Below are 24,103 nucleotides of genomic sequence, written 5' to 3'. Positions count from 1 at the left end.
TGGCGTTCGAACAGCTGCCGCACAGCATCAAGAGGCGGAACGGTTGCCCTGCCTGATCGACAGTGGCTCCTCCCCGCCTCGCGGCTTGTAGGGGACCGATGACTGAGTATGGCCGGGGCCAAGGCTCCGAACCGTGGCATCCCGCGGACCCGCTGTACGGGGACCAGGGGTGGGGGCAGCAGGCCGAGCACGGCCAGCCTGCCTACGGCGGCCAGGGGCAGTACGACCCGCAGCAGCAGCCGCAGCAGAACTACGGCGGTGACTGGGGCACAGGACAGCAGCCCGGGTACGGGCAGGATCCCGGGTACGGGCACCAGTCGTACGGCGGACAGCAGGGGCAGGGCCAGGGCGGCTGGGACAACACCGGTGCGCACGGCCAGGTCCCGTACGGCTCCGACCCCATGGACCCGTACAACACCGGGCAGAACGCCGCGTACCACCCCGAACAGCCGGACTACTACAACACCCCCGGCGCCTACCCGCCGCCCGAGCCGCCGGGCCGCCGTCGTGCGCCCGAGCCGGAGCAGACGGAGTGGGACGCGGGCCCCGACCAGGGCGAGCACGCGTTCTTCAGCGGCGGCGGTGACGACGAGGACGACTACGAGGACGAGGGCCGCGGTGGCCGGCGCGGACGCGGCGGCAAGAAGCCGAAGAAGCGGCGCAGCGGCTGCGCGTGCCTCGTCCTGACCGTGGTCTTCGCGGCCGGCGTGGGCGGTGTCGGCTACTTCGGCTACCAGTTCTACCAGGACCGGTTCGGCTCGGCGCCGGACTATGCGGGGGAGGGCAACGGCGAGCAGGTGACCGTGGTCATCCCGAAGGGCGCCGGCGGCTACGCCATCGGGCAGGTGCTCAAGGAGGCCGGTGTCGTCCAGAGCGTCGACGCCTTCGTCGCCGCGCAGTCGGCGGACTCCCGCGGCAAGAGCATCCAGGACGGCGCGTACGTCCTGCAGAAGCAGATGTCGGCGGCCAGTGCGGTCGATCTCCTGCTGAGCCCGAAGAGCCAGGCCAACCTCACGATCCCCGAGGGCACGCGCAACGCCGCGGTCTACGAAATGATCGACGAGAAGCTCAAGGTCTCCAAGGGCACGACGGCGGGCGTCGCGAAGAAGGAGTACAAGAGCCTCGGGCTGCCCGACTGGGCGCTGAACCACCGCAACGTGAAGGACCCGCTCGAGGGCTTCCTCTACCCGTCCCGGTACGCGGCCGCCAAGGGCATGAAGCCCGAGGACGTCCTGAAGGACATGGTGTCGCGGGCCAACGACAAGTACGAGGACCTCGACCTGGAGGCCAAGGCCAAGAGCCTCGACCTCGACGGTCCGTGGCAGCTGCTGACCGTCGCCAGCCTCGCGCAGGCCGAGGGCACCAGCCACGACGACTTCCGGAAGATGGCCGAGGTCGTCTACAACCGCCTCAAGCCGGGCAACCCGCAGACCTACGGCAGGCTCGAGTTCGACTCCACGTACAACTACGTGAAGGGGCAGAGCAAGATCGACCTGTCCCTGGCGGAGCTGCGCAAGTACGACAACCCGTACAACACGTACCACGACACGGGTCTGCCGCCCGGTCCCATCGACAACCCGGGCGAGGAGGCCCTCAAGGGCGCGCTCTCCCCGACGAGCGACGGCTGGTACTACTTCATCTCCATGGACGGCAAGACCAGTAAGTTCACCAAGACCAACGCCGAGCACCAGAAGCTGGTCGACGAGTGGAACGCGTCGAGGAACAACGACTGATGGCAGTACAGCGCAGGGCGGCGGTTCTCGGTTCGCCCATCGCCCACTCCCTGTCGCCGCAGCTGCACAACGCCGCGTACGCGGCGCTGGGCATGGACGGCGACTGGTCGTACGACCGGTTCGACGTCGACGAGGCGGCGCTGCCCGGGTTCCTCGCGGGGCTCGGGCCGGAGTGGGCCGGGCTGTCGCTGACGATGCCGCTGAAGCGGGCGGTGATCCCGCTGCTCGACGAGATCACGGACACCGCCGCGTCCGTCGAGGCCGTGAACACCGTGGTGTTCCACGCCGACGGACGGAAGACCGGCGACAACACCGACATCCCCGGACTCGTGGCCGCCCTGCACGAACAGGGCGTCGAGAAGGTCGACTCGGCCGCCATCCTCGGCGCCGGCGCCACCGCGTCCTCCGCGCTCGCCGCCCTCTCCCGGATCTGCTCGGGCGAGGTCGTCGCGTACGTGCGCAGCGAGCGGCGCGCCGAGGAGATGCGGGGCTGGGGCGACCGGCTCGGGGTGCGGGTCCGCACCGCGGACTGGGCGGACGCGGCCGGCGCGTTCGAGGCGCCGCTGGTGATCTCCACGACGCCCAAGGGCGGCACGGACCACCTGGTCGGCGAGGTGCCCGCGCGCGTGGGCACGCTGTTCGACGTCGTCTACGACCCGTGGCCGACGCGCCTCGCCGCGGCCTGGCAGGACCGGGGCGCCCCGGTGCTCAGCGGGCTCGACCTGCTCGTGCACCAGGCCGTGTCCCAGTTCGAGCAGTTCACCGGGGACACCCGGCCGGTGCTCGCCGCGATGCGGGCGGCGGGACTGAAGGCGCTGGGCTGACCCGCGCACCTCCGCACGACGGGGCCGCACGGATCTCCTCCGTGCGGCCCCACGTGCGTGTTCCCCGTCTCACCGGCCGTCCGCAAGGCGGACACTGCACCGGCCCGTCAGCGCGGCATGGGAGGATCAGGGGATACACGGTGGGCCGGGTCCGCGCACCCGTAGCCGCCCGCCGAGCCGTACCGAGCGCGAGCATGAGGAGCACCGTTGAGCAGGTTGCGCTGGCTGACCGCGGGGGAGTCGCACGGACCCGCACTTGTCGCGACGCTGGAGGGACTTCCCGCCGGCGTTCCGATCACCACGGAGATGGTGGCGGACCACCTGGCACGACGGCGCCTCGGCTATGGCCGCGGGGCGCGGATGAAGTTCGAGCGGGACGAGGTCACCTTCCTGGGCGGCGTCCGGCACGGGCTCAGCCTCGGTTCCCCGGTCGCGGTCATGGTGGGCAACACCGAGTGGCCGAAGTGGGAGCAGGTCATGGCGGCCGACCCGGTCGACCCCGAGATCCTCAAGGACCTGGCGCGGAACGCTCCGCTGACCCGGCCGCGGCCCGGCCACGCCGACCTCGCGGGCATGCAGAAGTACGGCTTCGACGAGGCCCGGCCGATCCTGGAGCGCGCCTCGGCCCGTGAGACGGCCGCGCGCGTGGCCCTCGGTGCGATCGCCCGGTCGTACCTGAAGGAGACGGCCGGGATCGAGATCGTCTCGCACGTCGTCGAGCTCTGCTCCGTGAAGGCGCCGCAGGGCGTGTACCCGACGCCGGCCGACGTCGACAAGCTGGACGCCGACCCGCTGCGCTGCCTGGACGCGGACGCGTCGAAGGCGATGGTGGCCGAGGTCGACCAGGCCCACAAGGACGGCGACACCCTCGGTGGCGTCGTCGAGGTCCTCGCCTACGGCGTGCCGGTGGGCCTCGGCTCGCACGTGCACTGGGACCGCAAGCTGGACGCCCGCCTGGCCGGAGCCCTCATGGGCATCCAGGCCATCAAGGGCGTCGAGATCGGCGACGGCTTCGAGCTGGCCCGGGTGCCGGGCTCGAAGGCCCACGACGAGATCGTGAACACCCCCGAGGGCATCCGCCGCGTCTCCGGTCACGCGGGCGGCACCGAGGGCGGCCTGTCCACCGGTGAGCTGCTGCGCGTGCGCGCCGCGATGAAGCCGATCGCGACCGTGCCGCGCGCCCTGAAGACCGTCGACGTCACGACCGGTGAGGCCACGCAGGCCCACCACCAGCGCTCCGACGTCTCCGCGGTGCCCGCCGCCGGGATCGTCGCCGAGGCCATGGTCGCCCTGGTGCTCGCGGACGCGGTCGCCGAGAAGTTCGGCGGCGACAGCGTGCCGGAGACCCGGCGCAACGTGACGTCGTACCTCGACAACCTCCAGATCCGGTGAGCGGCCCGAAGGTCGTCCTCGTCGGACCGATGGGGGTCGGCAAGTCGACGGTGGGCGAGCTGCTCGCCGAGCAGCTCGGCTGCGGCTACCGGGACACCGACGACGACATCGTGCGGGCGCAGGGCCGGGCCATCGCGGACATCTTCGTCGACGAGGGCGAGGAGGCGTTCCGGGCGCTGGAGAAGGCGGCCGTGGCCGACGCGCTCGCCGGGCACGAAGGCGTCCTCGCCCTCGGCGGCGGCGCGATCCTCGACGCCGGCACCCGCGAGCGGCTCGCCGGGCACACCGTCGTCTACCTCTCGATGGACGTCGAGGAGGCGGTCAAGCGGACCGGTCTGAACACGGCCAGGCCGCTGCTCGCCGTCAACCCCCGCAAGCAGTGGCGGGAGTTGATGGAGGCGCGCCGGCATCTGTACACCGAGGTCGCCCGGGTGGTCGTGGCCACCGACGGCCGTAGTCCCGACGAGGTCGCCCAAGCCGTCCTCGACGCACTGGAGTTGAAGCAGGCATGACGGATCAGATCACGCGCATTCAGGTCGGCGGCACGGCCGGTACCGACCCGTACGAGGTGCTCGTGGGTCGTCAACTCCTCGGTGAACTGGGCTCGTTGATCGGAGACCGGGCGAAGCGGGTCGCCGTCGTGCACCCCGAGGCGCTGGCCGAGACCGGGGACGCGCTCCGCGCCGACCTGGCCGACCAGGGCTACGAGGCGATCGCGATCCAGATCCCGAACGCCGAGGAGGCCAAGACCGCCGAGGTCGCCGCGTACTGCTGGAAGGCCCTCGGACAGTCCAACTTCACGCGCTCCGACGTCATCGTCGGCGTCGGCGGCGGCGCCAGCACGGACCTCGCCGGGTTCGTGGCCGCGACCTGGCTGCGCGGCGTGCGCTGGATCGCCGTGCCGACCACCGTGCTCGCCATGGTGGACGCGGCGGTCGGCGGCAAGACCGGGATCAACACCGCCGAGGGCAAGAACCTCGTCGGTTCCTTCCACCCGCCGGCCGGTGTGCTCTGCGACCTGGCGGCGCTCGACTCGCTGCCGGTCAACGACTACGTGTCGGGCCTCGCCGAGATCATCAAGGCCGGGTTCATCGCCGACGAGCGGATCCTGGAGCTCATCGAGGAGGACCCGCGCGCGGCCCGGAGTCCCGAGGGCCCGCACACCGCGGAGCTCATCGAGCGCTCCATCAAGGTCAAGGCCGAGGTGGTCTCCGGCGACCTCAAGGAGGCCGGACTGCGCGAGATCCTCAACTACGGGCACACCCTCGCGCACGCCATCGAGAAGAACGAGCGCTACAAGTGGCGGCACGGCGCCGCCGTCTCCGTCGGCATGCACTTCGCCGCCGAGCTCGGCCGCCTCGCGGGGCGCCTCGACGACGCGACCGCCGACCGGCACCGCACCGTCCTGGAGTCCGTCGGCCTCCCGCTGAGCTACCGCTACGACCAGTGGCCCAAGCTCCTGGAGACCATGAAGGTCGACAAGAAGTCCCGCGGCGACCTGCTGCGCTTCATCGTCCTCGACGGACTCGGCAAGCCCACCGTCCTGGAGGGCCCGGACCCGGCCGTGCTGCTCGCCGCCTACGGTGAAGTGGCCGAATAGCACCGGTCGTTCAGCTACGGGCACTTTGTGACCGCCCCGGCCGTTCACACAACGGCGGCCGGGGACGGTACCGTTCGGTAGCGCCCTGTTCGCCGGGCCCCCTTGACGGTTGTACGAGACGGAGTGGCACCGGATGCAGCACGCAGTGGGGTCTCCGCTGCCACCGCCCCATCGGCCCGGGCACGGATCCGCGCCGCAGTGGACGGCGCCCGCGGCGCACCAGGCGCAGCAGCCTCCGGGCGTGCCCGGATTCACCGGCGCCCCGCACCATCCGCCGGTTCCGCCGCACCCCCAGCCCGTACCGCCGGTGCGCGACACCACCGGCCACGTCCAGCTCCCGCCCGGCGGCCCCGTCGCCGTGCCGAGCCCGCCGCCCGCGCAGGCCCCGGTCGATCCGGCCGCGACCACGCTCGCGGTGCTGCTCATCGGACCGGCGGGCGCGGGCAAGACGAGCGTCGCCAAGCACTGGGCGGAGCGCCGCCGCGTCCCGACGGCCCACATCAGCCTGGACGACGTGCGCGAGTGGGTCCGCTCCGGCTTCGCCGACCCGCAGACCGGATGGAACGACAACAGCGAGGCGCAGTACCGGCTGGCCCGCCGCACCTGCGGCTTCGCCGCCCGGAACTTCCTGGCGAACGGGATCTCCTGCATCCTCGACGACGCCGTCTTCCCGGACCGGCCGGTCGTCGGGCTCGGCGGCTGGAAGCGGCACGTGGGCCCCGGCCTGCTGCCCGTCGTGCTGCTGCCTGGCCTCGAGATCGTCCTCGAGCGCAACGCACAGCGCAGCGGGAACCGCCGGCTGACCGACGAGGAAGTCGCCCGGATCCACGGCCGCATGGCGGGCTGGTACGGCTCGGGTCTGCCGATCATCGACAACTCGCAGCTGGACGTGCCCGGCACGGCGCAGGTCCTGGACGAGGTCCTCGCCCGGGCCATCGCCAGCCCGCCCCAGTGGTGACGCCGCCCCCGGGCCCGTAAGGCCCGACGCCCGTCCGGACGCGCTGAACCGGCCGCCCGCCGCCCGCGCTCGTACGCTCGGCCTCATGGCAGAGGTGTACGCGGCCCGACGGGACCGGCTGAGAGAGCGCGCGACGGCGGGCGGCAGCGCGGCTGCCCTCGTGTCGCGGCCCGCCAACATCCGCTATCTCGCGGGGGCGGCGCCGCACGGCGCGGTGCTCCTGCTGGGCGGGGAGACCGGCGGCAGCGGCGACGTCCTGCTCTGTGCGCGGCCGCCGAGCGGCCAGACCGGGGAGGGCCGGGCCGACGAGGAGCTGCGGGTGCAGATCCTGGCCGCGCCCGCCGGCGACCCGGCCGTCGCGGCCGCCGACGTGGCCGCCGCCCACGGCGCCGACTCCCTCGCGGTCGAGGAGCACCATCTGACCGTGGCCCGGCACCGCGCGCTCGGCTCGGTCGCCCCGCGGCTCCGGCTGACCGATCTGAACCGGGCCGTCGAGCAGCTCAGGTTCGTCAAGGACGAGGAGGAGATCTCCTGTCTGCGGATCGCGGCCGAGATCGCCGACCAGGCGCTCGGCGAGCTCCTGGAGTCGATCCTCGTCGGCCGCACCGAACGGCACCTGGCCCTGGAGCTGGAACGTCGACTTGTCGACCACGGCGCCGACGGCCCTGCCTTCCCCACCTCCGTGGGCACCGGCCCGAACTCGGGGCGCGGCGGCCACCGGCCCAGCGACCGCCGGGTCGAGGAAGGAGATTTCCTCTCCGTCTGCCTGGGCGCGACGTACCGCGGCTACCGCTGCGAGATCGGCCGCACCTTCGTCATCGGGACCTCTCCCGCGGACTGGCAGATCGAGCTCTACGACCTCGTCTTCGCCGCTCAGCGGGCCGGACGGGAGAGCCTGGTGCCCGGCGCCGAGTGCCGCGAAGTGGACCGGGCCGCCCGTCACGTCCTGGACGCGGCGGGGTATGGTGACGGGCTCGCACAGCTGACCGGACACGGAGTGGGACTCGAAATCGACGAGGACCCGCAGTTGGCCCCCGCCGCCATGGGTAAACTGGACGCTTGTGTGCCGGTCACCGTCGAACCGGGGGTCCACCTCCCGGGCCGGGGCGGCGTCCGGATCGATGACACGCTCGTCGTTCGCCCCGAGGCGGACGGCGGACCCGAGCTACTCACCATCACGACCAAGGAGCTGCTCGCGCTGTAGCCGTCGGCTACGCGCTGTGCCCCGGGGTCGTCCACGTCAGTCCAGGAGATTCCGCAACCGTGGCTTCCACGAACGACCTCAAGAACGGCCTGGTGCTCAAGCTCGACGGGGGCCAGCTCTGGTCCGTCGTCGAGTTCCAGCACGTCAAGCCCGGCAAGGGCCCGGCCTTCGTGCGCACCAAGCTGAAGAACGTGCTCTCCGGCAAGGTCGTCGACAAGACGTTCAACGCCGGCGTCAAGGTCGAGACGGCCACGATCGACAAGCGCGACATGCAGTTCTCTTACATGGACGGCGACTACTTCGTCTTCATGGACATGGAGACCTACGACCAGCTGCACGTCGACCGCAAGGCCGTCGGCGACGCCGCCAACTTCCTCATCGAGGGCTTCACCGCCACCGTGGCGCAGCACGAGGGCGAGGTGCTCTTCGTCGAGCTGCCGGCCGCCGTCGAGCTCGTCGTCAAGGAGACCGAGCCGGGCGTCCAGGGTGACCGCTCGACCGGTGGCACCAAGCCCGCCACGCTGGAGACCGACCACCAGATCCAGGTCCCGCTCTTCATCACCACCGGTGAGAAGATCAAGGTCGACACCCGTGACAGCAGCTACCTCGGCCGGGTGAACAGCTAACCGTGGCCGCCCGTAACACGGCCCGCAAGCGAGCCTTCCAGATCCTCTTCGAGGCGGACCAGCGCGGCGCAGACGTCGTGACGGTCCTCGCGGACTGGGTCAAGAACTCGCACAGCGACCCGCAGCAGCCGCCCGTCAGCGAGTACACGATGGAGCTGGTCGAGGGGTACGCCCCCAAGGCCCGCCGCATCGACGAGCTGATCGCGCAGTACGCCGTCGACTGGACCCTCGACCGGATGCCCGTCGTCGACCGCAACATCCTGCGGCTCGGCGCCTACGAGCTGATCTGGGTCGACGGAACTCCGGACGCCGTCGTCCTCGACGAGGCCGTCTCGCTGGCCAAGGAGTTCTCCACGGACGACTCCCCGGCGTTCATCAACGGTCTTCTGGCCCGCTTCAAGGACCTGAAGCCGTCGCTCCGCCGCGACGAGGCGTAACGCAGGGCGCGCACAGCACCTCCGCAGGCCCGAAGCAGAACTTGAACAATGTTCTGCTTCGGGCCTGGTGCGTTCCCGGGGATCATCACTAAGTTCTGGCCATGTCCCCAACAGGTCTTCCGGTCAAGGTGCGCGTCGGCTACGGCCTCGGCTCCTTCGCCACCGGCACCTTCGGCACCGTCCCCGGCCTGCTCCTGCTCTACTACCTCACCGACGTGCTCGGGGTCGGCGCGGGCCTCGCCGGCCTCCTCGTCTTCCTGCCCAAGGCGTGGGACGTACTGCTCAACCCCTGGATAGGCAGCCTCTCCGACCGCAGCACGGGCGGACGGTGGGGGCCCCGGCGCTCCTGGATGCTGCTCGGCGGCGTCACCATGCCGGTCTGCTTCGCGGCCATGTTCGCCGCGCCCGCGGGCCTCGACGGCGGGGCCGCCGCCGGCTACGTCGCCGTCCTCTTCCTGCTCACCGCGTCCGCGTACGCCTGCTTCCAGGTGCCCTACGTCGCGCTGCCCGCGGAACTCACCGCCGATCCGGACGAGCGGGCCCGCGTCATGTCCTGGCGGGTGGCGTTCCTCGCCGTCGCCATCCTGCTGTCCGGGGCCGTCGCGCCGCTGCTCGCGGGCGCCTCCGGCGAGGACCGGGGGAGCGCCGGCGGCTACCGGCTGATGGGCGTGGTGATCGGCGCCCTGCTCGCCGCCGGGATGCTCGCCGCCGTCGCCGCGACGGCGGGGACCCGCAGCGTCGTCCGGACGACGAGCGAGCCGAGCCTGCGCGCCCAGCTGCGCGCCGCCCGCGGCAACGCGCCCTTCGCCTGGCTGCTCGGCGCCTTCGTCGTGCAGGCCGCCGCGACCGGCCTGATGCTCGCGGGCACCCAGTACTTCGCGACGTACATCCTCGACCGCCCGAGCGCCACGACCCTGCTCTTCGTGTGCCTGATCGTCCCGTCGCTGCTCGCCATGCCGCTCTGGCTCGCGGTCGGACGGCGCACGGGCAAGCGGAACGCGGCGGTCGGGGCTTCCCTGTGCTTCCTGCTGGGGGCGCTGGGCGCGGCCGCCGGGCGCGAGCTGCCGGCCGTGCTGGTCTACGGTGCCGTGGCCCTGGCCGGCATCGGGTACGCGGGCATGCAGATGCTGCCGATGGCGATGCTCGGCGACGCCGTCGCGGCCGACGCCTACACCAGCGGACGGCGCAGGGCAGGCGTCTTCACCGGCCTGTGGACCGCGGGCGAGACGCTCGGACTCGCCCTGGGGCCCGGCCTGTTCGGTCTCGTGCTCGCGCTCGGTGACTTCGTCTCTTCCGACGCGGACCACCGGGTCGCTCAGCCAGACTCGGCACTGACCGCGATCGTGGTCGGCTTCGGCGCGCTGCCCGCCCTGCTGTTGCTGATCAGCCTGCCGCTGCTGGCCCGCTACCGCCTCACCGAGGCCGAACTGACCCGGTTGCGCGACGAGTCCATCGCCCGCACCGCTCCGCGAGACGAGGAGTCCGTATGACGACCGACGACCCGATCCTGGCGCGGCTCGCCGCGCTGCGCGCCGGTGACCTGCCCGTGCACGGCGGCCGCACCATGGCCTACGTGTACGACTCGGGTCTCGAGGGCCTCGACGAGCTGGCGAACGCCGCGCAGGCCGCCTTCGGCGGGGTCAACGGGCTCGACATGACGGCGTTCCCGAGCGTCGTCGAGCTGGAGAACGACCTGGTGCGCCGGGCGACCGCGCTGCTGGGCGGAACCGCGGGCACCTTCACCAGCGGCGGCACCGAGAGCTGCCTCCTCGCCGTGCTGACGGCGCGTCAGCACGCCCGGCGGACCCGCGGGGTGACCGCGCCCGAACTGGTGCTGCCGCAGACCGCCCACGCCGCCTTCCACAAGGCCGCCGAGCTCTTCGGCCTCACCGTGGTGAATGTCCCCGTCGACCCGGAGACCTTCAAGGTGCGCCCGGCCGACATGGCCGCCGCGCTCACCGACCGCACCGCCCTGGTCGTCGTCTCCGCCCCCTCGTACGCCCACGGCGTCATCGACCCGGTCGCCGAGGTGGCGGCGGAGGCGGCGCGGCGCGGGATCCTCTGCCACGTCGACGCGTGCATCGGCGGCTGGTACCTGGGACACCTGCGCAGGGCGGACGCCCAGGACGCGCCGCGCATCCCGGAGTTCGATCTCGCCGTCCCGGGCGTGACGTCCCTCTCCGTGGACCTCCACAAATACGCGTACACCCCGAAGGGGGCCTCACTGCTGCTCTTCCGGGACGCGGACCTGCGCCGCCACGGCTGGTTCGCGCACGCCTCCTGGCCCGGTTACCCCGTCGTCAACTCCACGCTCCAGGGCACCAAACCGGCCGGACCGCTCGCGGCGGCGTGGGCGGTGACCGAGCGCGTCGGGACCGAGGGTTACACCGCGTTGTCGACGCGCGTCCACCGGACGACCCGGGCCCTCGCCCACGGCATCGACCGGATCGAGGGGCTCCGGCTGCTCGCGCGGCCCGAGGCGTCCCTGCTGGCCGTCGCGTCCGACGACCCCGAGCTCGACGTGTTCGTGGTCGCCGACGAGATCCGGGAGAGCGGCTGGTACCTGCAGCCGCAGCCCGCCTTCGGCCCGTCGCCGGCCAATCTGCACCTCACGGTGACCGCGGCCGTGGCGGGCGAGGAGTCCGTTCGGCAGCTGCTGGCCGAACTGGAGAAGGCGGTGGGGCGGGCGCGGGCGGCCGGACCCGTGGTCGTCGACCCGGAGGTGGTGGGGGCCGCGGCCTCGCTCGACCCGGACGGGCTGAGCCCCGAGGAGATCGAGGTGGCCCTCACCCTCGCCGGCGTGGGGGAGGGCGGCCGGCTGCCGGATCGGATGGCGCCGGTGCTCGCCGTGCTGCAGGTGCTGCCGCCGAAGCTGAGCGAGCGGCTGCTGCCCGAGGTCATCGGCCGGCTCTACCGGTCCCGCTGAACGCCCGAGGGGCGGAGCCGTGACGGCTCCGCCCCTCGGATGTGACGTTTCTGCTGTACCAGCCCTGATCAGGCCTCGTCGTGCGCCACCGCACGCCGCGCGTCCGCGTCGAGAACGCCCCAGCTGATCAGCTGCTCGGTCAGGACCGAGGGCGACTGGTCGTAGATGACGGCGAGCGTGCGCAGGTCGTCCTGGCGGATCGACAGCACCTTGCCGTTGTAGTCACCGCGCTGCGACTGGATCGTGGCGGCATAGCGCTGCAGCGGGCCCGCCTTCTCCGGCGGCACGTGGGCCAGGCGCTCCAGGTCCAGGACCAGCTTCGGCGGGGGCTCGGCGGCGCCGCCCGGGGTCGTCCCCGGCAGCAGCTCCTGCACCGGCACGCCGTAGAAGTCCGCCAGCTCGGCAAGGCGCTGCACGGTCACGGCACGGTCACCGCGCTCGTACGACCCGACCACGACCGCCTTCCAGCGTCCCTGGGACTTCTCCTCGACACCGTGGAGGGAAAGGCCCTGCTGGGTACGGATCGCACGGAGCTTGGCCCCGAGCTGTTTGGCGTATTCGCTGGACATATAGCTCCCCGGACACTGCATCAATGTGCGGCTCCGCCGCGTGGCTGGTAACTCACTGTGAGGTTACGCAGCGTTACTTGGCCGCGTCAAGCCGAATGGTCCGTACCGACCTTCTCGTGAATCCGGCGTTCTCGCACCTCCAGGGTGGTGATCAGCGATGTTGTGGGGCTGGTAGTCTGGTTGGCGCAATTCCGACGTCCTTTAAGGTCCGTCCCGTGAGGCGGAGAAGGAGGTCCGTTTCATATGGACACGCAGCAGTCCGATGCCAGGCCCGTACTCGAGGGCCCGGACATCGAGCGGGTACTGACCCGCATCGCCCACGAGATCGTCGAGCGCGCCAAGGGCGCCGAGGACGTGGTCCTCCTGGGCATTCCCACGCGGGGCGTCTTCCTCGCCCGCCGCCTGGCCGAGAAGCTCGAGGACGTCACGGGACGCAAGATCCCCTGCGGTTCCCTCGACATCACGATGTACCGCGACGACCTGCGGATGCACCCGCCGCGCGCGCTCGCCCGCACCGAGATCCCCGGCGACGGCATCGACGGCCGCCTGGTCGTCCTCGTCGACGACGTGCTCTTCTCCGGTCGCACCATCCGTGCCGCGCTGGACGCCCTGAACGACATCGGGCGCCCGCGCGCCGTGCAGCTCGCGGTCCTCGTCGACCGCGGCCACCGCGAACTTCCCATCCGTGCCGACTACGTCGGCAAGAACCTCCCCACGTCGCTGCGGGAGACGGTCAAGGTCCAGCTCGCCGAGGAGGACGGCCGCGACGCCGTGCTGCTCGGTGCCAAGCCGGACGCCACGGCGGCCGAGCAGTAGCACCCCTCCAGCCGTACGCGTACGTCCGTACGGCCGCGTAGGTGTGCCCTCGCGCGCCCGTATGTCCTGAATCTCCTGAACTTTTCTACGGAGCTCCCCAGATGATGCGACACCTCATCTCGGCCGCCGACCTCACCCGCGACGACGCCGTGCTCATCCTCGACACCGCCGAGGAGATGGCCCGCGTCGCGGACCGGCCCATCAAGAAGCTGCCCGCCCTGCGCGGCCGGACCATCTGCAACCTCTTCTTCGAGGACTCGACCCGGACCCGGATCTCCTTCGAGGCCGCCGAGAAGCGCCTCTCCGCCGACGTCATCAACTTCGCCGCCAAGGGCTCCAGCGTCTCCAAGGGCGAGTCCCTGAAGGACACCGCGCAGACCCTGGAGGCGATGGGCGTCGACGCCGTCGTCATCCGGCACAGCGCGTCCGGCGCGCCGTACCGGCTCGCCACGTCCGGCTGGATCGACGCCCCGGTGATCAACGCGGGCGACGGCACCCACCAGCACCCCACCCAGGCGCTGCTCGACGCGTTCACGATGCGCCGCCGCCTCGTCGGCCGGGACGCCGGGATCGGCCAGGGCCTCGACGGCAAGCGCGTCACGCTCGTCGGCGACATCCTGCACAGCCGCGTCGCCCGGTCGAACGTGGACCTGCTGCACACCCTCGGCGCCGAGGTCACCCTCGTCGCGCCGCCCACCCTGCTGCCGGTCGGCGTCGAGAGCTGGCCGTGCGACGTCTCGTACGACCTGGACTCCACGCTCCCCAAGACCGAGGCCGTGATGATGCTGCGCGTCCAGCGCGAGCGCATGAGCGCCGCGTTCTTCCCGACCGAGCGCGAGTACTCCCGCCGCTACGGCCTCGACGGCGAGCGCATGGCGAAGATGCCCGAGCACGCCATCGTGATGCACCCCGGCCCGATGGTCCGCGGCATGGAGATCACCGCCGAGGTCGCCGACTCCGACCGCTGCACCGTCATCGAGCAGGTCGCCAACGGCGTCCACACGCGGATGGCCGTCCTCTACCTGCTTCTGGGCGGCAACGAGCCCGCCGTCACGCACACCCGTACCGAGGGGAACTAAGAACATGAGCAAGATCCTGATCCGTGGTGCGAAGGTGCTCGGCGGCGAGGCGCAGGACGTCCTGATCGACGGCGCCGTGATCGCCGAGGTCGGGGCCGGACTCTCCGCCGACGGCGTCGACGAGGTCGTCGAGGCCGACGGCAAGGTGCTCCTGCCGGGCCTCGTGGACCTGCACACCCACCTGCGCGAGCCGGGCCGCGAGGACTCCGAGACCGTCCTGACCGGCACGCAGGCCGCCGCCTCCGGTGGCTACACCGCCGTGTTCGCCATGGCCAACACGTTCCCCGTCGCCGACACCGCGGGCGTCGTCGAGCAGGTCTACCGGCTCGGCCAGGAGCACGGCTACTGCGACGTGCAGCCCATCGGTGCCGTCACCGTCGGCCTGGAGGGCAGCAAGCTCGCCGAGCTCGGCGCCATGCACGAGTCCGCCGCCGGCGTCACCGTCTTCTCCGACGACGGCAAGTGCGTCCACGACGCCGTGATCATGCGCCGCGCCCTGGAGTACGTGAAGGCCTTCGGCGGCGTCGTCGCCCAGCACGCGCAGGAGCCCCGCCTCACCGAGGGCGCCCAGATGAACGAGGGCACCGTCTCGGCCGAGCTGGGTCTGGGCGGCTGGCCGGCCGTCGCCGAGGAGTCGATCATCGCCCGCGACGTGCTCCTCGCCGAGCACGTCGGCTCCCGCGTGCACATCTGCCACCTGTCCACGGCGGGCTCGGTGGAGATCGTGCGCTGGGCCAAGTCCCGCGGCATCGACGTGACCGCCGAGGTCACCCCGCACCACCTGCTCCTCACCGACGAGCTGGTCCGCTCGTACAACCCGGTCTACAAGGTGAACCCGCCGCTGCGCACCGAGAAGGACGTCATGGCGCTGCGCGAGGCGCTCGCCGACGGCACCATCGACATCGTCGCCACCGACCACGCGCCGCACCCGCACGAGGACAAGGACTGCGAGTGGGCCGCCGCCGCCATGGGCATGGTCGGCCTGGAGACCGCGCTCTCGGTGGTGCAGCAGACGATGGTCGAGACCGGACTGCTCGACTGGGCCGGCGTCGCCGACCGGATGTCCGTCAAGCCCGCGGAGATCGGACAGGCCACGGGCCACGGACGTCCCGTCTCGGCAGGTGAGCCCGCGAACCTCGTCCTGGTCGACGCCGACTACCGTGGAGACGTTGACCCCGCGGGCTTCGCCTCCCGCAGCCGCAACACCCCGTACGAGGGCCGTGAGCTGCCGGGGCGCGTCACCCACACCTGGCTGCGGGGCAAGGCCACCCTCGCCGACGGGAAGCTCGCGTGACTCCACTGCTCCACCTCGCTGCCGAACAGAAGTCGGCGGACGTGACCGACTGGCCCGACCGGATCGGCTGGATCGTCGGTCTGCTGCTCTTCATCGCGCTCGTGTACTGGCTGATGCGCCAGGGCTGGAAGTGGCGCGGCACGCTGCAGGGCGACCTGCCGCCGCTGCCCAGCGCGCCGAGCGAGCCGGGCCCGGCGAAACTTGAGCTGAGCGGCCGGTACCACGGCTCCACCACCGCGGGGCAGTGGCTCGACCGCATCGTGGCGCACGGCCTCGGCACCCGCAGCCGAGTCGAGCTGACCCTGACCGATGCCGGTCTGGACGTCGTACGCCCCGGGGCGACGGACTTCTTCGTCCCCGTGGACGCGCTGCGCGAGGCCCGGCTCGACAAGGGCATCGCCGGCAAGGTCCTCACGGAGGGCGGTCTGCTGATCGTCACCTGGGCGCACGGCGACAAGCTGATCGACTCCGGGTTCCGGTCCGACCACGCCGCCGAGCAGGCCGAGTGGGTCACCGCACTGAACGACATGATCAACACGACCATCACGACGGAAGGCACCGCACGATGACCACCTCCACCAGGGGAGCCAGCAAGGTTCCCGCCGTTCTCGTCCTGGAGGACGGCCGGGTGTTCCGCGGCCGCGCCTACGGGGCCGTGGGGGAGACCTTCGGCGAGGCCGTGTTCTCCACCGGCATGACCGGCTACCAGGAGACCCTCACCGACCCGTCGTACGACCGCCAGATCGTGGTCGCCACCGCCCCGCAGATCGGCAACACGGGCTGGAACGACGAGGACGACGAGTCGAGCCGCATCTGGGTCTCGGGCTACGTGGTCCGCGACCCCGCCCGCATCCCCTCGAACTGGCGCGCCGCCCGCTCGCTCGACGACGAGCTGGTCGCCCAGAACATCGTGGGCATCTCCGGGATCGACACCCGCGCCCTCACCCGCCACCTGCGCGAGCGCGGCTCCATGCGCTCCGGCATCTTCTCCGGCGAGACCCTCCCGGCCGACGCCGACCTGGTCTCCCGGGTCCAGGCGCAGCCGGCCATGAAGGGCCTGAGCCTGTACGAGGAGGTCGCCACCAAGGAGACCTACGTCGTCCCGGCGGTCGGCACCAAGCGGTTCACCGTCGCCGCGATCGACCTCGGCATCAAGGGCATGACCCCGCACCGGATGGCCGAGCGCGGCATCGAGGTGCACGTGCTCCCGGCGACCGCCACCGAGGACGACGTCTACGCCGTGAACCCCGACGGCGTGTTCTTCTCCAACGGCCCGGGCGACCCGGCCACCGCCGAGGGGCCGGTCGCGCTGATGACCGCGGTCCTCGCCCGCAAGACGCCGCTGTTCGGCATCTGCTTCGGCAACCAGATCCTCGGCCGCGCCCTCGGCTTCGGCACGTACAAGCTGAAGTACGGCCACCGCGGCATCAACCAGCCGGTGCAGGACCGCACCACCGGCAAGGTCGAGGTCACCGCGCACAACCACGGCTTCGCCGTGGACGCGCCGCTCGACAAGGTCAGTGAGACGCCCTTCGGCCGCGCCGAGGTCTCCCACGTCTGCCTGAACGACCAGGTCGTCGAAGGCCTCCAGCTGCTCGACCAGCCGGCCTTCTCCGTCCAGTACCACCCCGAAGCGGCCGCCGGCCCGCACGACGCCGCGTACCTCTTCGACCGCTTCGTTTCCCTGATGGAGGGCCAGCGTGCCTAAGCGCACCGATATCCAGTCCGTCCTGGTCATCGGCTCCGGCCCGATCGTCATCGGCCAGGCCGCCGAGTTCGACTACTCCGGCACCCAGGCGTGCCGCATCCTGCGCGCCGAGGGCCTGCGGGTCATCCTCGTGAACTCCAACCCGGCGACGATCATGACCGACCCGGAGATCGCCGACGCCACGTACGTCGAGCCGATCACCCCCGAGTTCGTCGAGAAGATCATCGCCAAGGAGCGCCCCGACGCGCTGCTGCCGACCCTCGGTGGTCAGACGGCCCTCAACACGGCCATCTCCATGCACGAGCAGGGCGTCCTCGAGAAGTACGGCGTCGAGCTCATCGGCGCCAACGTCGAGGCGATCAACAAGGGCGAGGACCGCGACCTCTTCAAGGGCGTCGTGGAGGAGGTTCGCAAGAAGATCGGGCACGGCGAGTCCGCCCGCTCGGTCATCTGCCACTCCATGGACGACGTCCTCAAGGGCGTCGACACCCTCGGCGGTTACCCCGTCGTCGTCCGTCCCTCCTTCACCATGGGCGGCGCGGGTTCCGGCTTCGCGCACGACGAGGAGGAGCTGCGCCGCATCGCCGGCCAGGGCCTCACGCTCTCCCCGACCACCGAGGTGCTCCTGGAGGAGTCCATCCTCGGCTGGAAGGAGTACGAGCTGGAGCTGATGCGCGACAAGAACGACAACGTCGTGGTCGTCTGCTCCATCGAGAACTTCGACCCGATGGGCGTGCACACCGGTGACTCGATCACCGTCGCCCCGTCGATGACGCTCACCGACCGCGAGTACCAGCGGCTGCGCGACATCGGCATCGCGATCATCCGCGAGGTCGGCGTCGACACCGGCGGCTGCAACATCCAGTTCGCGGTGAACCCGGACGACGGCCGCATCATCGTCATCGAGATGAACCCGCGCGTCTCGCGCTCCTCCGCTCTGGCATCGAAGGCGACCGGCTTCCCGATCGCGAAGATCGCCGCCAAGCTGGCCGTCGGCTACACGCTGGACGAGATCCCGAACGACATCACCGAGAAGACGCCGGCGTCCTTCGAGCCGACGCTCGACTACGTGGTCGTGAAGGCCCCGCGCTTCGCGTTCGAGAAGTTCCCGCAGGCCGACTCCACCCTCACCACGACCATGAAGTCGGTCGGCGAGGCCATGGCGATCGGCCGCAACTTCACCGAGGCGTTCCAGAAGGCGCTGCGCTCGCTGGAGAAGAAGGGCTCGCAGTTCTCCTTCGTCGGTGCGACCGGCGACAAGAAGGAGCTGCTCGAAGCCGCCGTGCGCCCCACCGACGGACGCATCAACACCGTCATGGACGCGATCCGCGCCGGCGCCACCCCGGAAGAGGTCTTCGACTACACGAAGATCGACCCGTGGTTCGTCGACCAGCTGTTCCTGATCAAGGAGACGGCCGACGAGCTGGCGGAGGCCCCCGAGCTGACCCGCGACCTCATCGCGGAGGCCAAGCGCCACGGCTTCTCCGACCACCAGATCGCCGAGATCCGCGGTCTGCGCGAGGACGTCGTCCGCGAGGTCCGGCACGCGCTCGGCGTCCGCCCGGTCTACAAGACGGTCGACACCTGCGCCGCCGAGTTCGCCGCCAAGACGCCGTACTTCTACTCCTCGTACGACGAGGAGACCGAGGTCGCCGAGCGCACCAAGCCCGCGGTGATCATCCTGGGCTCGGGCCCGAACCGCATCGGCCAGGGCATCGAGTTCGACTACTCCTGCGTCCACGCCTCCTTCGCGCTCAGCGAAGCGGGCTACGAGACCGTGATGGTCAACTGCAACCCGGAGACCGTCTCCACGGACTACGACACCTCCGACCGCCTGTACTTCGAGCCGCTGACGCTGGAAGACGTACTGGAGATCGTGCACGCCGAGACGCTGGCCGGGCCCGTCGCGGGCGTTGTCGTCCAGCTCGGCGGCCAGACCCCGCTGGGCCTGTCGCAGGCGCTCAAGGACAACGGCGTGCCGGTCGTCGGCACCTCCCCGGAGGCGATCCACGCCGCCGAGGACCGCGGCGCCTTCGGCCGCGTGCTCGCCGAGGCCGGCCTGCCCGCGCCCAAGCACGGCACCGCGACGACCTTCGCCGAGGCCAAGGCCATCGCCGACGAGATCGGCTACCCGGTCCTGGTCCGCCCGTCGTACGTGCTCGGCGGCCGCGGCATGGAGATCGTCTACGACGAGACCCGGCTGTCCTCGTACATCGCGGAGTCGACCGAGATCAGCCCGTCCCGGCCGGTCCTGGTGGACCGCTTCCTGGACGACGCCATCGAGATCGACGTGGACGCGCTCTACGACGGCCAGGAGCTCTACCTCGGCGGCGTCATGGAGCACATCGAGGAGGCCGGCATCCACTCCGGCGACTCGGCGTGCGCCCTGCCCCCGATCACGCTCGGCGGCTTCGACATCAAGCGCCTGCGCGCCTCGACCGAGGCCATCGCCAAGGGCGTCGGCGTGCGCGGCCTGATCAACATCCAGTTCGCGATGGCGGGTGACATCCTCTACGTCCTGGAGGCCAACCCGCGCGCCTCGCGCACCGTCCCCTTCACCTCGAAGGCGACCGCGGTGCCGCTCGCGAAGGCCGCCGCCCGCATCTCGCTGGGCGCCACCGTCGCCGAGCTGCGCGCCGAGGGCCTGCTGCCGAAGACCGGTGACGGCGGCACGCTGCCGCTGGACGCGCCGATCTCCGTCAAGGAGGCCGTCATGCCGTGGTCGCGCTTCCGCGACATCCACGGCCGCGGCGTCGACACGGTCCTCGGCCCGGAGATGCGCTCCACCGGCGAGGTCATGGGCATCGACTCCGTCTTCGGCACGGCGTACGCCAAGTCGCAGGCCGGCGCCTACGGGCCGCTGCCCACCAAGGGCCGCGCCTTCATCTCGGTCGCCAACCGCGACAAGCGCTCGATGATCTTCCCGGCGCGCGAGCTGGTCGCCCACGGCTTCGAGCTGCTCGCCACGTCCGGCACGGCCGAGGTGCTCAAGCGCAACGGCATCAACGCCACGATCGTGCGCAAGCAGTCCGAGGGCGAGGGCCCGAACGGCGAGAAGACGATCGTCCAGCTCATCCACGACGGTGACGTCGACCTGATCGTCAACACCCCGTACGGCACCGGCGGCCGCCTCGACGGCTACGAGATCCGTACGGCGGCCGTGGCCCGCTCCGTGCCGTGCCTGACCACGGTCCAGGCGCTCGCCGCAGCCGTCCAGGGCATCGACGCGCTCAACCACGGAGACGTGGGCGTGCGTTCACTGCAGGAACACGCGGAACACCTGACCGCGGCCCGCGACTAGCAGCCCAAGAGGGGGACACCGAACGGTGTCCCCCTCTTCATGAGCCCACCGCCTCGCGCGCACCACTAGGACGTCAGTCATGTACAAGCTGTTCTTCAACCTCGTCTTCAAGCGCATGGACCCCGAGAAGGCCCACTACCTGGCCTTCCGCTGGATCCGCCTCGCGGCCCGCACGCCCGTCCTGCGCACCTTCGTGGCGGCCGCTCTCGCGCCGCGCTACAAGGAGCTGCGCACGGAAGCCCTCGGCCTCCGTATGCACGGCCCCTTCGGCCTCGCCGCCGGCTTCGACAAGAACGCCATCGCGATCGACGGCATGGCGATGCTCGGCTTCGACCACATCGAGATCGGCACGGTGACGGGCGAGGCCCAGCCGGGCAACCCCAAGAAGCGCCTCTTCCGGCTCGTCCCGGACCGCGCGCTCATCAACCGCATGGGCTTCAACAACGAGGGCTCCCTGGCCGTCGCCGCGCGACTGGCCTCCCGCAACCCGGTGATCAGGACCACCGTCGGCGTGAACATCGGCAAGACCAAGGTCGTCCCCGAGGCCGAGGCCGTCGGCGACTACGTGAAGTCCACCGAGCGCCTCGCCGCCTTCGCCGACTACCTCGTGGTGAACGTGTCGTCGCCGAACACGCCCGGTCTGCGCAACCTCCAGGCCACGGAGGCGCTGCGCCCGCTGCTGACCGCCGTGCGCGAGGCCGCCGACCGCACCGTGCGCTCCCGCCGCGTCCCCCTGCTGGTGAAGATCGCGCCCGATCTGGCCGACGAGGACGTCGACGCGGTCGCCGACCTGGCCGTCGAGCTCGGCCTCGACGGCATCATCGCCACGAACACGACGATCTCCCGCGAGGGCCTGAAGACCCGTGGTGACGTCGTGAGCGAGACGGGAGGCCTCTCCGGCGCTCCCCTCAAGGAACGCTCCCTGGAGGTCCTCAGGCGCCTCTACGCGCGCGTGGGGGACAAGATCACCCTCGTGGGCGTCGGCGGCATCGAGAACGCCGAGGACGCCTGGCAGCGCATCCTCGCCGGCGCCACCCTCATCCAGGGCTACTCGGCCTTCATCTACGAGGGCCCGTTCTACGCCCGCGCGATCCACAAGGGCCTCGCGGCCCGCCTGAACAACTCGCCGTACGCCACGCTCGCCGACGCGATCGGCGCCGATGTGAAGAAGGTCGCCGCATGACTGTCCTCGAACCCTTCGGTGCGCGCCTGCGTCGTGTCATGGACGAGCGCGGTCCGCTGTGCGTCGGCATCGACCCGCACGCCGCCCTGCTGTCCTCGTGGGGCCTGAACGACGACATCGCGGGCCTGGAGTCCTTCACGCGCACGTCCGTCGAGGCGCTGGCCGACACGGTCGCCGTGGTCAAGCCGCAGATGGCGTTCTTCGAGCGGTTCGGCTCGCGCGGCGTCGCCGTCCTGGAGAAGGCCGTGGCCGACCTGCGCGCGGCGGGCACCCTCGTCGTCATGGACGCCAAGCGCGGCGACATCGGCTCGACCATGGCCGCGTACGCGGAGACCTACCTGCACAAGGACTCCCCGCTGTTCGTGGACGCCCTGACGGTGTCCCCGTACCTCGGCTACGGCTCGCTGAAGCCGGCCGTCGACCTCGCCCGCGAGTCCGGCGCCGGCCTCTTCGTGCTCGCCCTCACCTCCAACCCGGAGGGCGGCGAGGTCCAGCACGCCGTGCGCGCCGACGGCCGCAACGTCGGGGCGACGATGCTCGCGCACCTCGCCGGGGAGAACGCGGGGGAGACGCCCATGGGCTCCTTCGGCGCGGTCGTCGGCGCCACGCTGGGCGATCTCTCCTCGTACGACCTCGACATCAACGGGCCGCTCCTCGCGCCCGGCATCGGCGCGCAGGGTGCCACCGCCGCCGATCTCCCGACGGTGTTCGGCGCGGCCGCGCGCAACGTGGTGCCGAACGTCAGCCGGGGGGTCCTGAAGGCCGGTCCGTCCGTGACCGCGCTGCGGGACGCGGCGGTCCGGTTCGCGGACGAGGTGCGAGAGGCGGTCGCGGGCGTCGCCTGACGCTCCTCGGAGGTCTGCCGGAGCACCCGCGGAAGGCCGTTCGACGCCTTCCGCGTGGTGGCACTCCGTGCCGACCTTGGGCTTCGCGTACGAATCCTGACCGATTTCACCGCCGTTTTGCCCTAAATGTCGGACTCGATGGAGGCTGACCAGGACTTTTCCGCTGTTCTCGCTGACTCGGACGGCCTTGGCCGCTAGTCTCCGACGAGAGCGAACGGGCAAGCGCATTGCACGTTGCTCCCCAGGTGTGGGGCGACTAGGTTCCTCACCGGTCCGTATCCGACAGTTCGACATCCGAGGTGACGTAGGCGTGGCTCTTCCGCCCCTTACCCCTGAACAGCGCGCAGCCGCGCTCGAAAAGGCCGCCGCGGCTCGCCGGGAGCGGGCCGAGGTCAAGAATCGACTCAAGCACTCCGGCGCCTCCCTTCACGAGGTCATCAAGCAGGGCCAGGAGAACGACGTCATCGGAAAGATGAAGGTCTCCGCCCTCCTCGAGTCCCTGCCGGGCGTGGGCAAGGTCCGCGCCAAGCAGATCATGGAGCGCCTCGGGATCTCCGAATCCCGCCGGGTGCGCGGTCTCGGTTCCAATCAGATCGCCTCCCTGGAGCGCGAGTTCGGCAGCACCGGCGCCTGAGTGACGGTCACCGGCCCCAGGGCTGGTCCCGGCACTCCGGAACAACTGGAATAATCGCTGCATGAGTGAACGTCCGCGGCTGACCGTGCTCTCCGGCCCCTCTGGAGTCGGCAAGAGCACGGTCGTCGCTCATATGCGCAAGGAACACCCCGAGGTCTGGCTCTCGGTGTCGGCGACGACCCGCAAGCCGCGCCCGGGCGAGAAGCACGGAGTCCAGTACTTCTTCGTCACCGACGAGGAGATGGACAAGCTGATCGCCAACGGCGAGCTCCTGGAGTGGGCCGAGTTCGCGGGCAACCGCTACGGCACGCCCCGGCGCGCCGTGCTCGACCGCCTCGAAGCGGGCGAGCCGGTCCTCCTCGAGATCGATCTCCAGGGCGCCCGCCTGGTCCGCGAGTCGATGCCCGAGGCGCAGCTGGTCTTCCTCGCACCGCCGAGCTGGGACGAGCTGGTCCGCCGGCTCACCGGGCGCGGCACCGAGGCGCCGGAGGTCATCGAGCGCAGGCTCGAGGCCGCGAAGGTGGAGCTGGCCGCCGAGGCGGAGTTCGACACGACCCTTGTCAATACCTCCGTCGAGGGCGTAGCGCGTGAGCTGCTAGCCTTGATGAAAGTTCTTTGATCTTTACCCCAGTCGGGACCCCTCCGGTTCCGGCCCCCATCGGAAGGCAGAGAGTGTCCTCTTCCATTACCGCGCCCGAGGGCATCATCAACCCGCCGATTGATGAGCTCCTCGAAGCAACCGACTCGAAGTACAGCCTGGTCATCTACGCCGCCAAGCGCGCGCGTCAGATCAACGCGTACTACTCGCAGCTCGGTGAGGGCCTGCTCGAGTACGTCGGCCCGCTGGTGGACACGCACGTCCACGAGAAGCCGCTCTCGATCGCCCTTCGCGAGATCAACGCGGGTCTGCTGACGTCCGAGGCCATCGAGGGCCCGGCGCAGTAACGCACGTCGTCTCGACAGTTTTCACGTCA

General features: G+C 71.0%; 23 protein-coding genes. 22 read left to right on the top strand and 1 reads right to left on the bottom strand.

Annotation, left to right across the window (positions count from 1 at the left end):
• Window positions 1-98: 98 nt before the first annotated feature.
• From mltG to RBJ77_RS55100, 11 genes are all read left to right on the top strand, one after another.
• Window positions 99-1,733 carry an endolytic transglycosylase MltG gene (mltG, locus tag RBJ77_RS55150; RefSeq protein ID WP_372351914.1) on the top strand — a complete coding sequence of 545 codons (1,635 nt, stop codon included), beginning with the start codon at window positions 99-101 and terminating at the stop codon, window positions 1,731-1,733.
• Entirely contained in the window at window positions 1,733-2,557 is an 825-nt protein-coding gene (locus tag RBJ77_RS55145; protein ID WP_372351913.1) for a shikimate dehydrogenase, read from the top strand. The genes mltG and RBJ77_RS55145 overlap by 1 nt, the downstream gene beginning before the upstream one ends.
• 207 nt (window positions 2,558-2,764) lie before the next feature.
• The gene (aroC, locus tag RBJ77_RS55140) at window positions 2,765-3,949 is read left to right on the top strand and encodes a chorismate synthase (protein WP_372351912.1); all 1,185 of its coding nucleotides are present in this window, start codon (window positions 2,765-2,767) and stop codon (window positions 3,947-3,949) included.
• On the top strand, window positions 3,946-4,461 hold the full coding sequence (locus tag RBJ77_RS55135) for a shikimate kinase (protein WP_372351911.1): 516 nt from the start codon (window positions 3,946-3,948) through the stop codon (window positions 4,459-4,461). Before aroC ends, RBJ77_RS55135 begins: the two co-directional genes overlap by 4 nt.
• The gene (gene aroB, locus RBJ77_RS55130) at window positions 4,458-5,549 is read left to right on the top strand and encodes a 3-dehydroquinate synthase (RefSeq protein ID WP_255968363.1); all 1,092 of its coding nucleotides are present in this window, start codon (window positions 4,458-4,460) and stop codon (window positions 5,547-5,549) included. Before RBJ77_RS55135 ends, aroB begins: the two co-directional genes overlap by 4 nt.
• Window positions 5,550-5,682: 133 nt before the next feature.
• On the top strand, window positions 5,683-6,507 hold the full coding sequence (locus RBJ77_RS55125) for a Pro-rich N-terminal domain-containing protein (RefSeq protein ID WP_372351910.1): 825 nt from the start codon (window positions 5,683-5,685) through the stop codon (window positions 6,505-6,507).
• Between the two features lie 85 nt (window positions 6,508-6,592).
• Complete coding sequence (locus tag RBJ77_RS55120; RefSeq protein ID WP_372351909.1) at window positions 6,593-7,711, top strand: aminopeptidase P family protein; 1,119 nt, start codon at window positions 6,593-6,595, stop codon at window positions 7,709-7,711.
• 59 nt (window positions 7,712-7,770) lie between these two features.
• Window positions 7,771-8,337 (top strand): elongation factor P, encoded by a 567-nt coding sequence (gene efp, locus RBJ77_RS55115; RefSeq protein ID WP_018534847.1) that lies wholly within the window; start codon window positions 7,771-7,773, stop codon window positions 8,335-8,337.
• 2 nt (window positions 8,338-8,339) lie between these two features.
• Window positions 8,340-8,774 (top strand): transcription antitermination factor NusB, encoded by a 435-nt coding sequence (nusB, locus tag RBJ77_RS55110; RefSeq protein WP_255968354.1) that lies wholly within the window; start codon window positions 8,340-8,342, stop codon window positions 8,772-8,774.
• A gap of 101 nt (window positions 8,775-8,875) precedes the next feature.
• A complete protein-coding gene (locus RBJ77_RS55105) occupies window positions 8,876-10,264 on the top strand; it encodes an MFS transporter (RefSeq protein WP_372351908.1) in 1,389 nt (462 codons plus the stop codon).
• Window positions 10,261-11,700 (top strand): aspartate aminotransferase family protein, encoded by a 1,440-nt coding sequence (locus RBJ77_RS55100; RefSeq protein WP_372351907.1) that lies wholly within the window; start codon window positions 10,261-10,263, stop codon window positions 11,698-11,700. Before RBJ77_RS55105 ends, RBJ77_RS55100 begins: the two co-directional genes overlap by 4 nt.
• Before the next feature lie 68 nt (window positions 11,701-11,768).
• Here RBJ77_RS55100 and bldD read toward each other — a convergent pair whose 3' ends face one another.
• Window positions 11,769-12,269 (bottom strand): transcriptional regulator BldD, encoded by a 501-nt coding sequence (gene bldD / locus RBJ77_RS55095; RefSeq protein WP_018534843.1) that lies wholly within the window; start codon window positions 12,267-12,269, stop codon window positions 11,769-11,771.
• A gap of 243 nt (window positions 12,270-12,512) precedes the next feature.
• Here bldD and pyrR point away from each other — a divergent pair, with 243 nt between their 5' ends.
• The 11 genes from pyrR to rpoZ all read left to right on the top strand — a co-directional run bounded on the left by pyrR (window position 12,513) and on the right by rpoZ (window position 24,074).
• On the top strand, window positions 12,513-13,085 hold the full coding sequence (gene pyrR, locus RBJ77_RS55090) for a bifunctional pyr operon transcriptional regulator/uracil phosphoribosyltransferase PyrR (RefSeq protein ID WP_255968347.1): 573 nt from the start codon (window positions 12,513-12,515) through the stop codon (window positions 13,083-13,085).
• A gap of 101 nt (window positions 13,086-13,186) precedes the next feature.
• Window positions 13,187-14,164 carry an aspartate carbamoyltransferase catalytic subunit gene (locus RBJ77_RS55085; protein WP_372351906.1) on the top strand — a complete coding sequence of 326 codons (978 nt, stop codon included), beginning with the start codon at window positions 13,187-13,189 and terminating at the stop codon, window positions 14,162-14,164.
• Window positions 14,165-14,168: 4 nt separating this feature from the next.
• Complete coding sequence (locus RBJ77_RS55080; protein WP_372351905.1) at window positions 14,169-15,458, top strand: dihydroorotase; 1,290 nt, start codon at window positions 14,169-14,171, stop codon at window positions 15,456-15,458.
• Entirely contained in the window at window positions 15,455-16,027 is a 573-nt protein-coding gene (locus RBJ77_RS55075) for a hypothetical protein (RefSeq protein ID WP_372351904.1), read from the top strand. Before RBJ77_RS55080 ends, RBJ77_RS55075 begins: the two co-directional genes overlap by 4 nt.
• Entirely contained in the window at window positions 16,024-17,166 is a 1,143-nt protein-coding gene (gene carA / locus RBJ77_RS55070; protein WP_372351903.1) for a glutamine-hydrolyzing carbamoyl-phosphate synthase small subunit, read from the top strand. The genes RBJ77_RS55075 and carA overlap by 4 nt, the downstream gene beginning before the upstream one ends.
• Window positions 17,159-20,467 (top strand): carbamoyl-phosphate synthase large subunit, encoded by a 3,309-nt coding sequence (gene carB / locus RBJ77_RS55065; RefSeq protein ID WP_372351902.1) that lies wholly within the window; start codon window positions 17,159-17,161, stop codon window positions 20,465-20,467. Before carA ends, carB begins: the two co-directional genes overlap by 8 nt.
• A gap of 79 nt (window positions 20,468-20,546) precedes the next feature.
• The gene (locus RBJ77_RS55060) at window positions 20,547-21,650 is read left to right on the top strand and encodes a quinone-dependent dihydroorotate dehydrogenase (protein ID WP_372351901.1); all 1,104 of its coding nucleotides are present in this window, start codon (window positions 20,547-20,549) and stop codon (window positions 21,648-21,650) included.
• Entirely contained in the window at window positions 21,647-22,495 is an 849-nt protein-coding gene (gene pyrF / locus RBJ77_RS55055) for an orotidine-5'-phosphate decarboxylase (RefSeq protein WP_372351900.1), read from the top strand. Before RBJ77_RS55060 ends, pyrF begins: the two co-directional genes overlap by 4 nt.
• A 310-nt stretch (window positions 22,496-22,805) precedes the next feature.
• Window positions 22,806-23,129 carry an integration host factor gene (locus RBJ77_RS55050; RefSeq protein ID WP_026246651.1) on the top strand — a complete coding sequence of 108 codons (324 nt, stop codon included), beginning with the start codon at window positions 22,806-22,808 and terminating at the stop codon, window positions 23,127-23,129.
• Between the two features lie 61 nt (window positions 23,130-23,190).
• Window positions 23,191-23,748, top strand: a complete 558-nt coding sequence (gmk, locus tag RBJ77_RS55045; RefSeq protein WP_255968321.1) for a guanylate kinase — start codon at window positions 23,191-23,193, stop codon at window positions 23,746-23,748.
• Between the two features lie 53 nt (window positions 23,749-23,801).
• Entirely contained in the window at window positions 23,802-24,074 is a 273-nt protein-coding gene (gene rpoZ / locus RBJ77_RS55040; protein ID WP_005319902.1) for a DNA-directed RNA polymerase subunit omega, read from the top strand.
• Window positions 24,075-24,103: the final 29 nt, after the last annotated feature.

Origin of the sequence: Streptomyces sp. KL116D (genome assembly GCF_030766975.1) — a bacterium.
Taxonomy (GTDB): Bacteria; Actinomycetota; Actinomycetes; order Streptomycetales; family Streptomycetaceae; genus Streptomyces; species Streptomyces longispororuber_A.
This window is presented reverse-complemented; position numbering and strand designations above follow the sequence as displayed.

Bases quoted from the DNA above. Each gene is read 5' to 3' on its own strand.
- bldD (WP_018534843.1), bottom strand. From the start codon at position 12,269: ATGTCCAGCGAATACGCCAAACAGCTCGGGGCCAAGCTCCGTGCGATC.
- RBJ77_RS55060 (WP_372351901.1), top strand. From the start codon at position 20,547: ATGTACAAGCTGTTCTTCAACCTCGTCTTCAAGCGCATGGACCCCGAG.
- RBJ77_RS55080 (WP_372351905.1), top strand. From the start codon at position 14,169: ATGAGCAAGATCCTGATCCGTGGTGCGAAGGTGCTCGGCGGCGAGGCG.
- RBJ77_RS55105 (WP_372351908.1), top strand. From the start codon at position 8,876: ATGTCCCCAACAGGTCTTCCGGTCAAGGTGCGCGTCGGCTACGGCCTC.
- pyrF (WP_372351900.1), top strand. From the start codon at position 21,647: ATGACTGTCCTCGAACCCTTCGGTGCGCGCCTGCGTCGTGTCATGGAC.
- mltG (WP_372351914.1), top strand. From the start codon at position 99: ATGACTGAGTATGGCCGGGGCCAAGGCTCCGAACCGTGGCATCCCGCG.
- RBJ77_RS55120 (WP_372351909.1), top strand. From the start codon at position 6,593: ATGGCAGAGGTGTACGCGGCCCGACGGGACCGGCTGAGAGAGCGCGCG.
- carA (WP_372351903.1), top strand. From the start codon at position 16,024: ATGACCACCTCCACCAGGGGAGCCAGCAAGGTTCCCGCCGTTCTCGTC.
- pyrR (WP_255968347.1), top strand. From the start codon at position 12,513: ATGGACACGCAGCAGTCCGATGCCAGGCCCGTACTCGAGGGCCCGGAC.
- gmk (WP_255968321.1), top strand. From the start codon at position 23,191: ATGAGTGAACGTCCGCGGCTGACCGTGCTCTCCGGCCCCTCTGGAGTC.
- RBJ77_RS55085 (WP_372351906.1), top strand. From the start codon at position 13,187: ATGATGCGACACCTCATCTCGGCCGCCGACCTCACCCGCGACGACGCC.
- RBJ77_RS55145 (WP_372351913.1), top strand. From the start codon at position 1,733: ATGGCAGTACAGCGCAGGGCGGCGGTTCTCGGTTCGCCCATCGCCCAC.
- RBJ77_RS55125 (WP_372351910.1), top strand. From the start codon at position 5,683: ATGCAGCACGCAGTGGGGTCTCCGCTGCCACCGCCCCATCGGCCCGGG.
- aroB (WP_255968363.1), top strand. From the start codon at position 4,458: ATGACGGATCAGATCACGCGCATTCAGGTCGGCGGCACGGCCGGTACC.
- RBJ77_RS55100 (WP_372351907.1), top strand. From the start codon at position 10,261: ATGACGACCGACGACCCGATCCTGGCGCGGCTCGCCGCGCTGCGCGCC.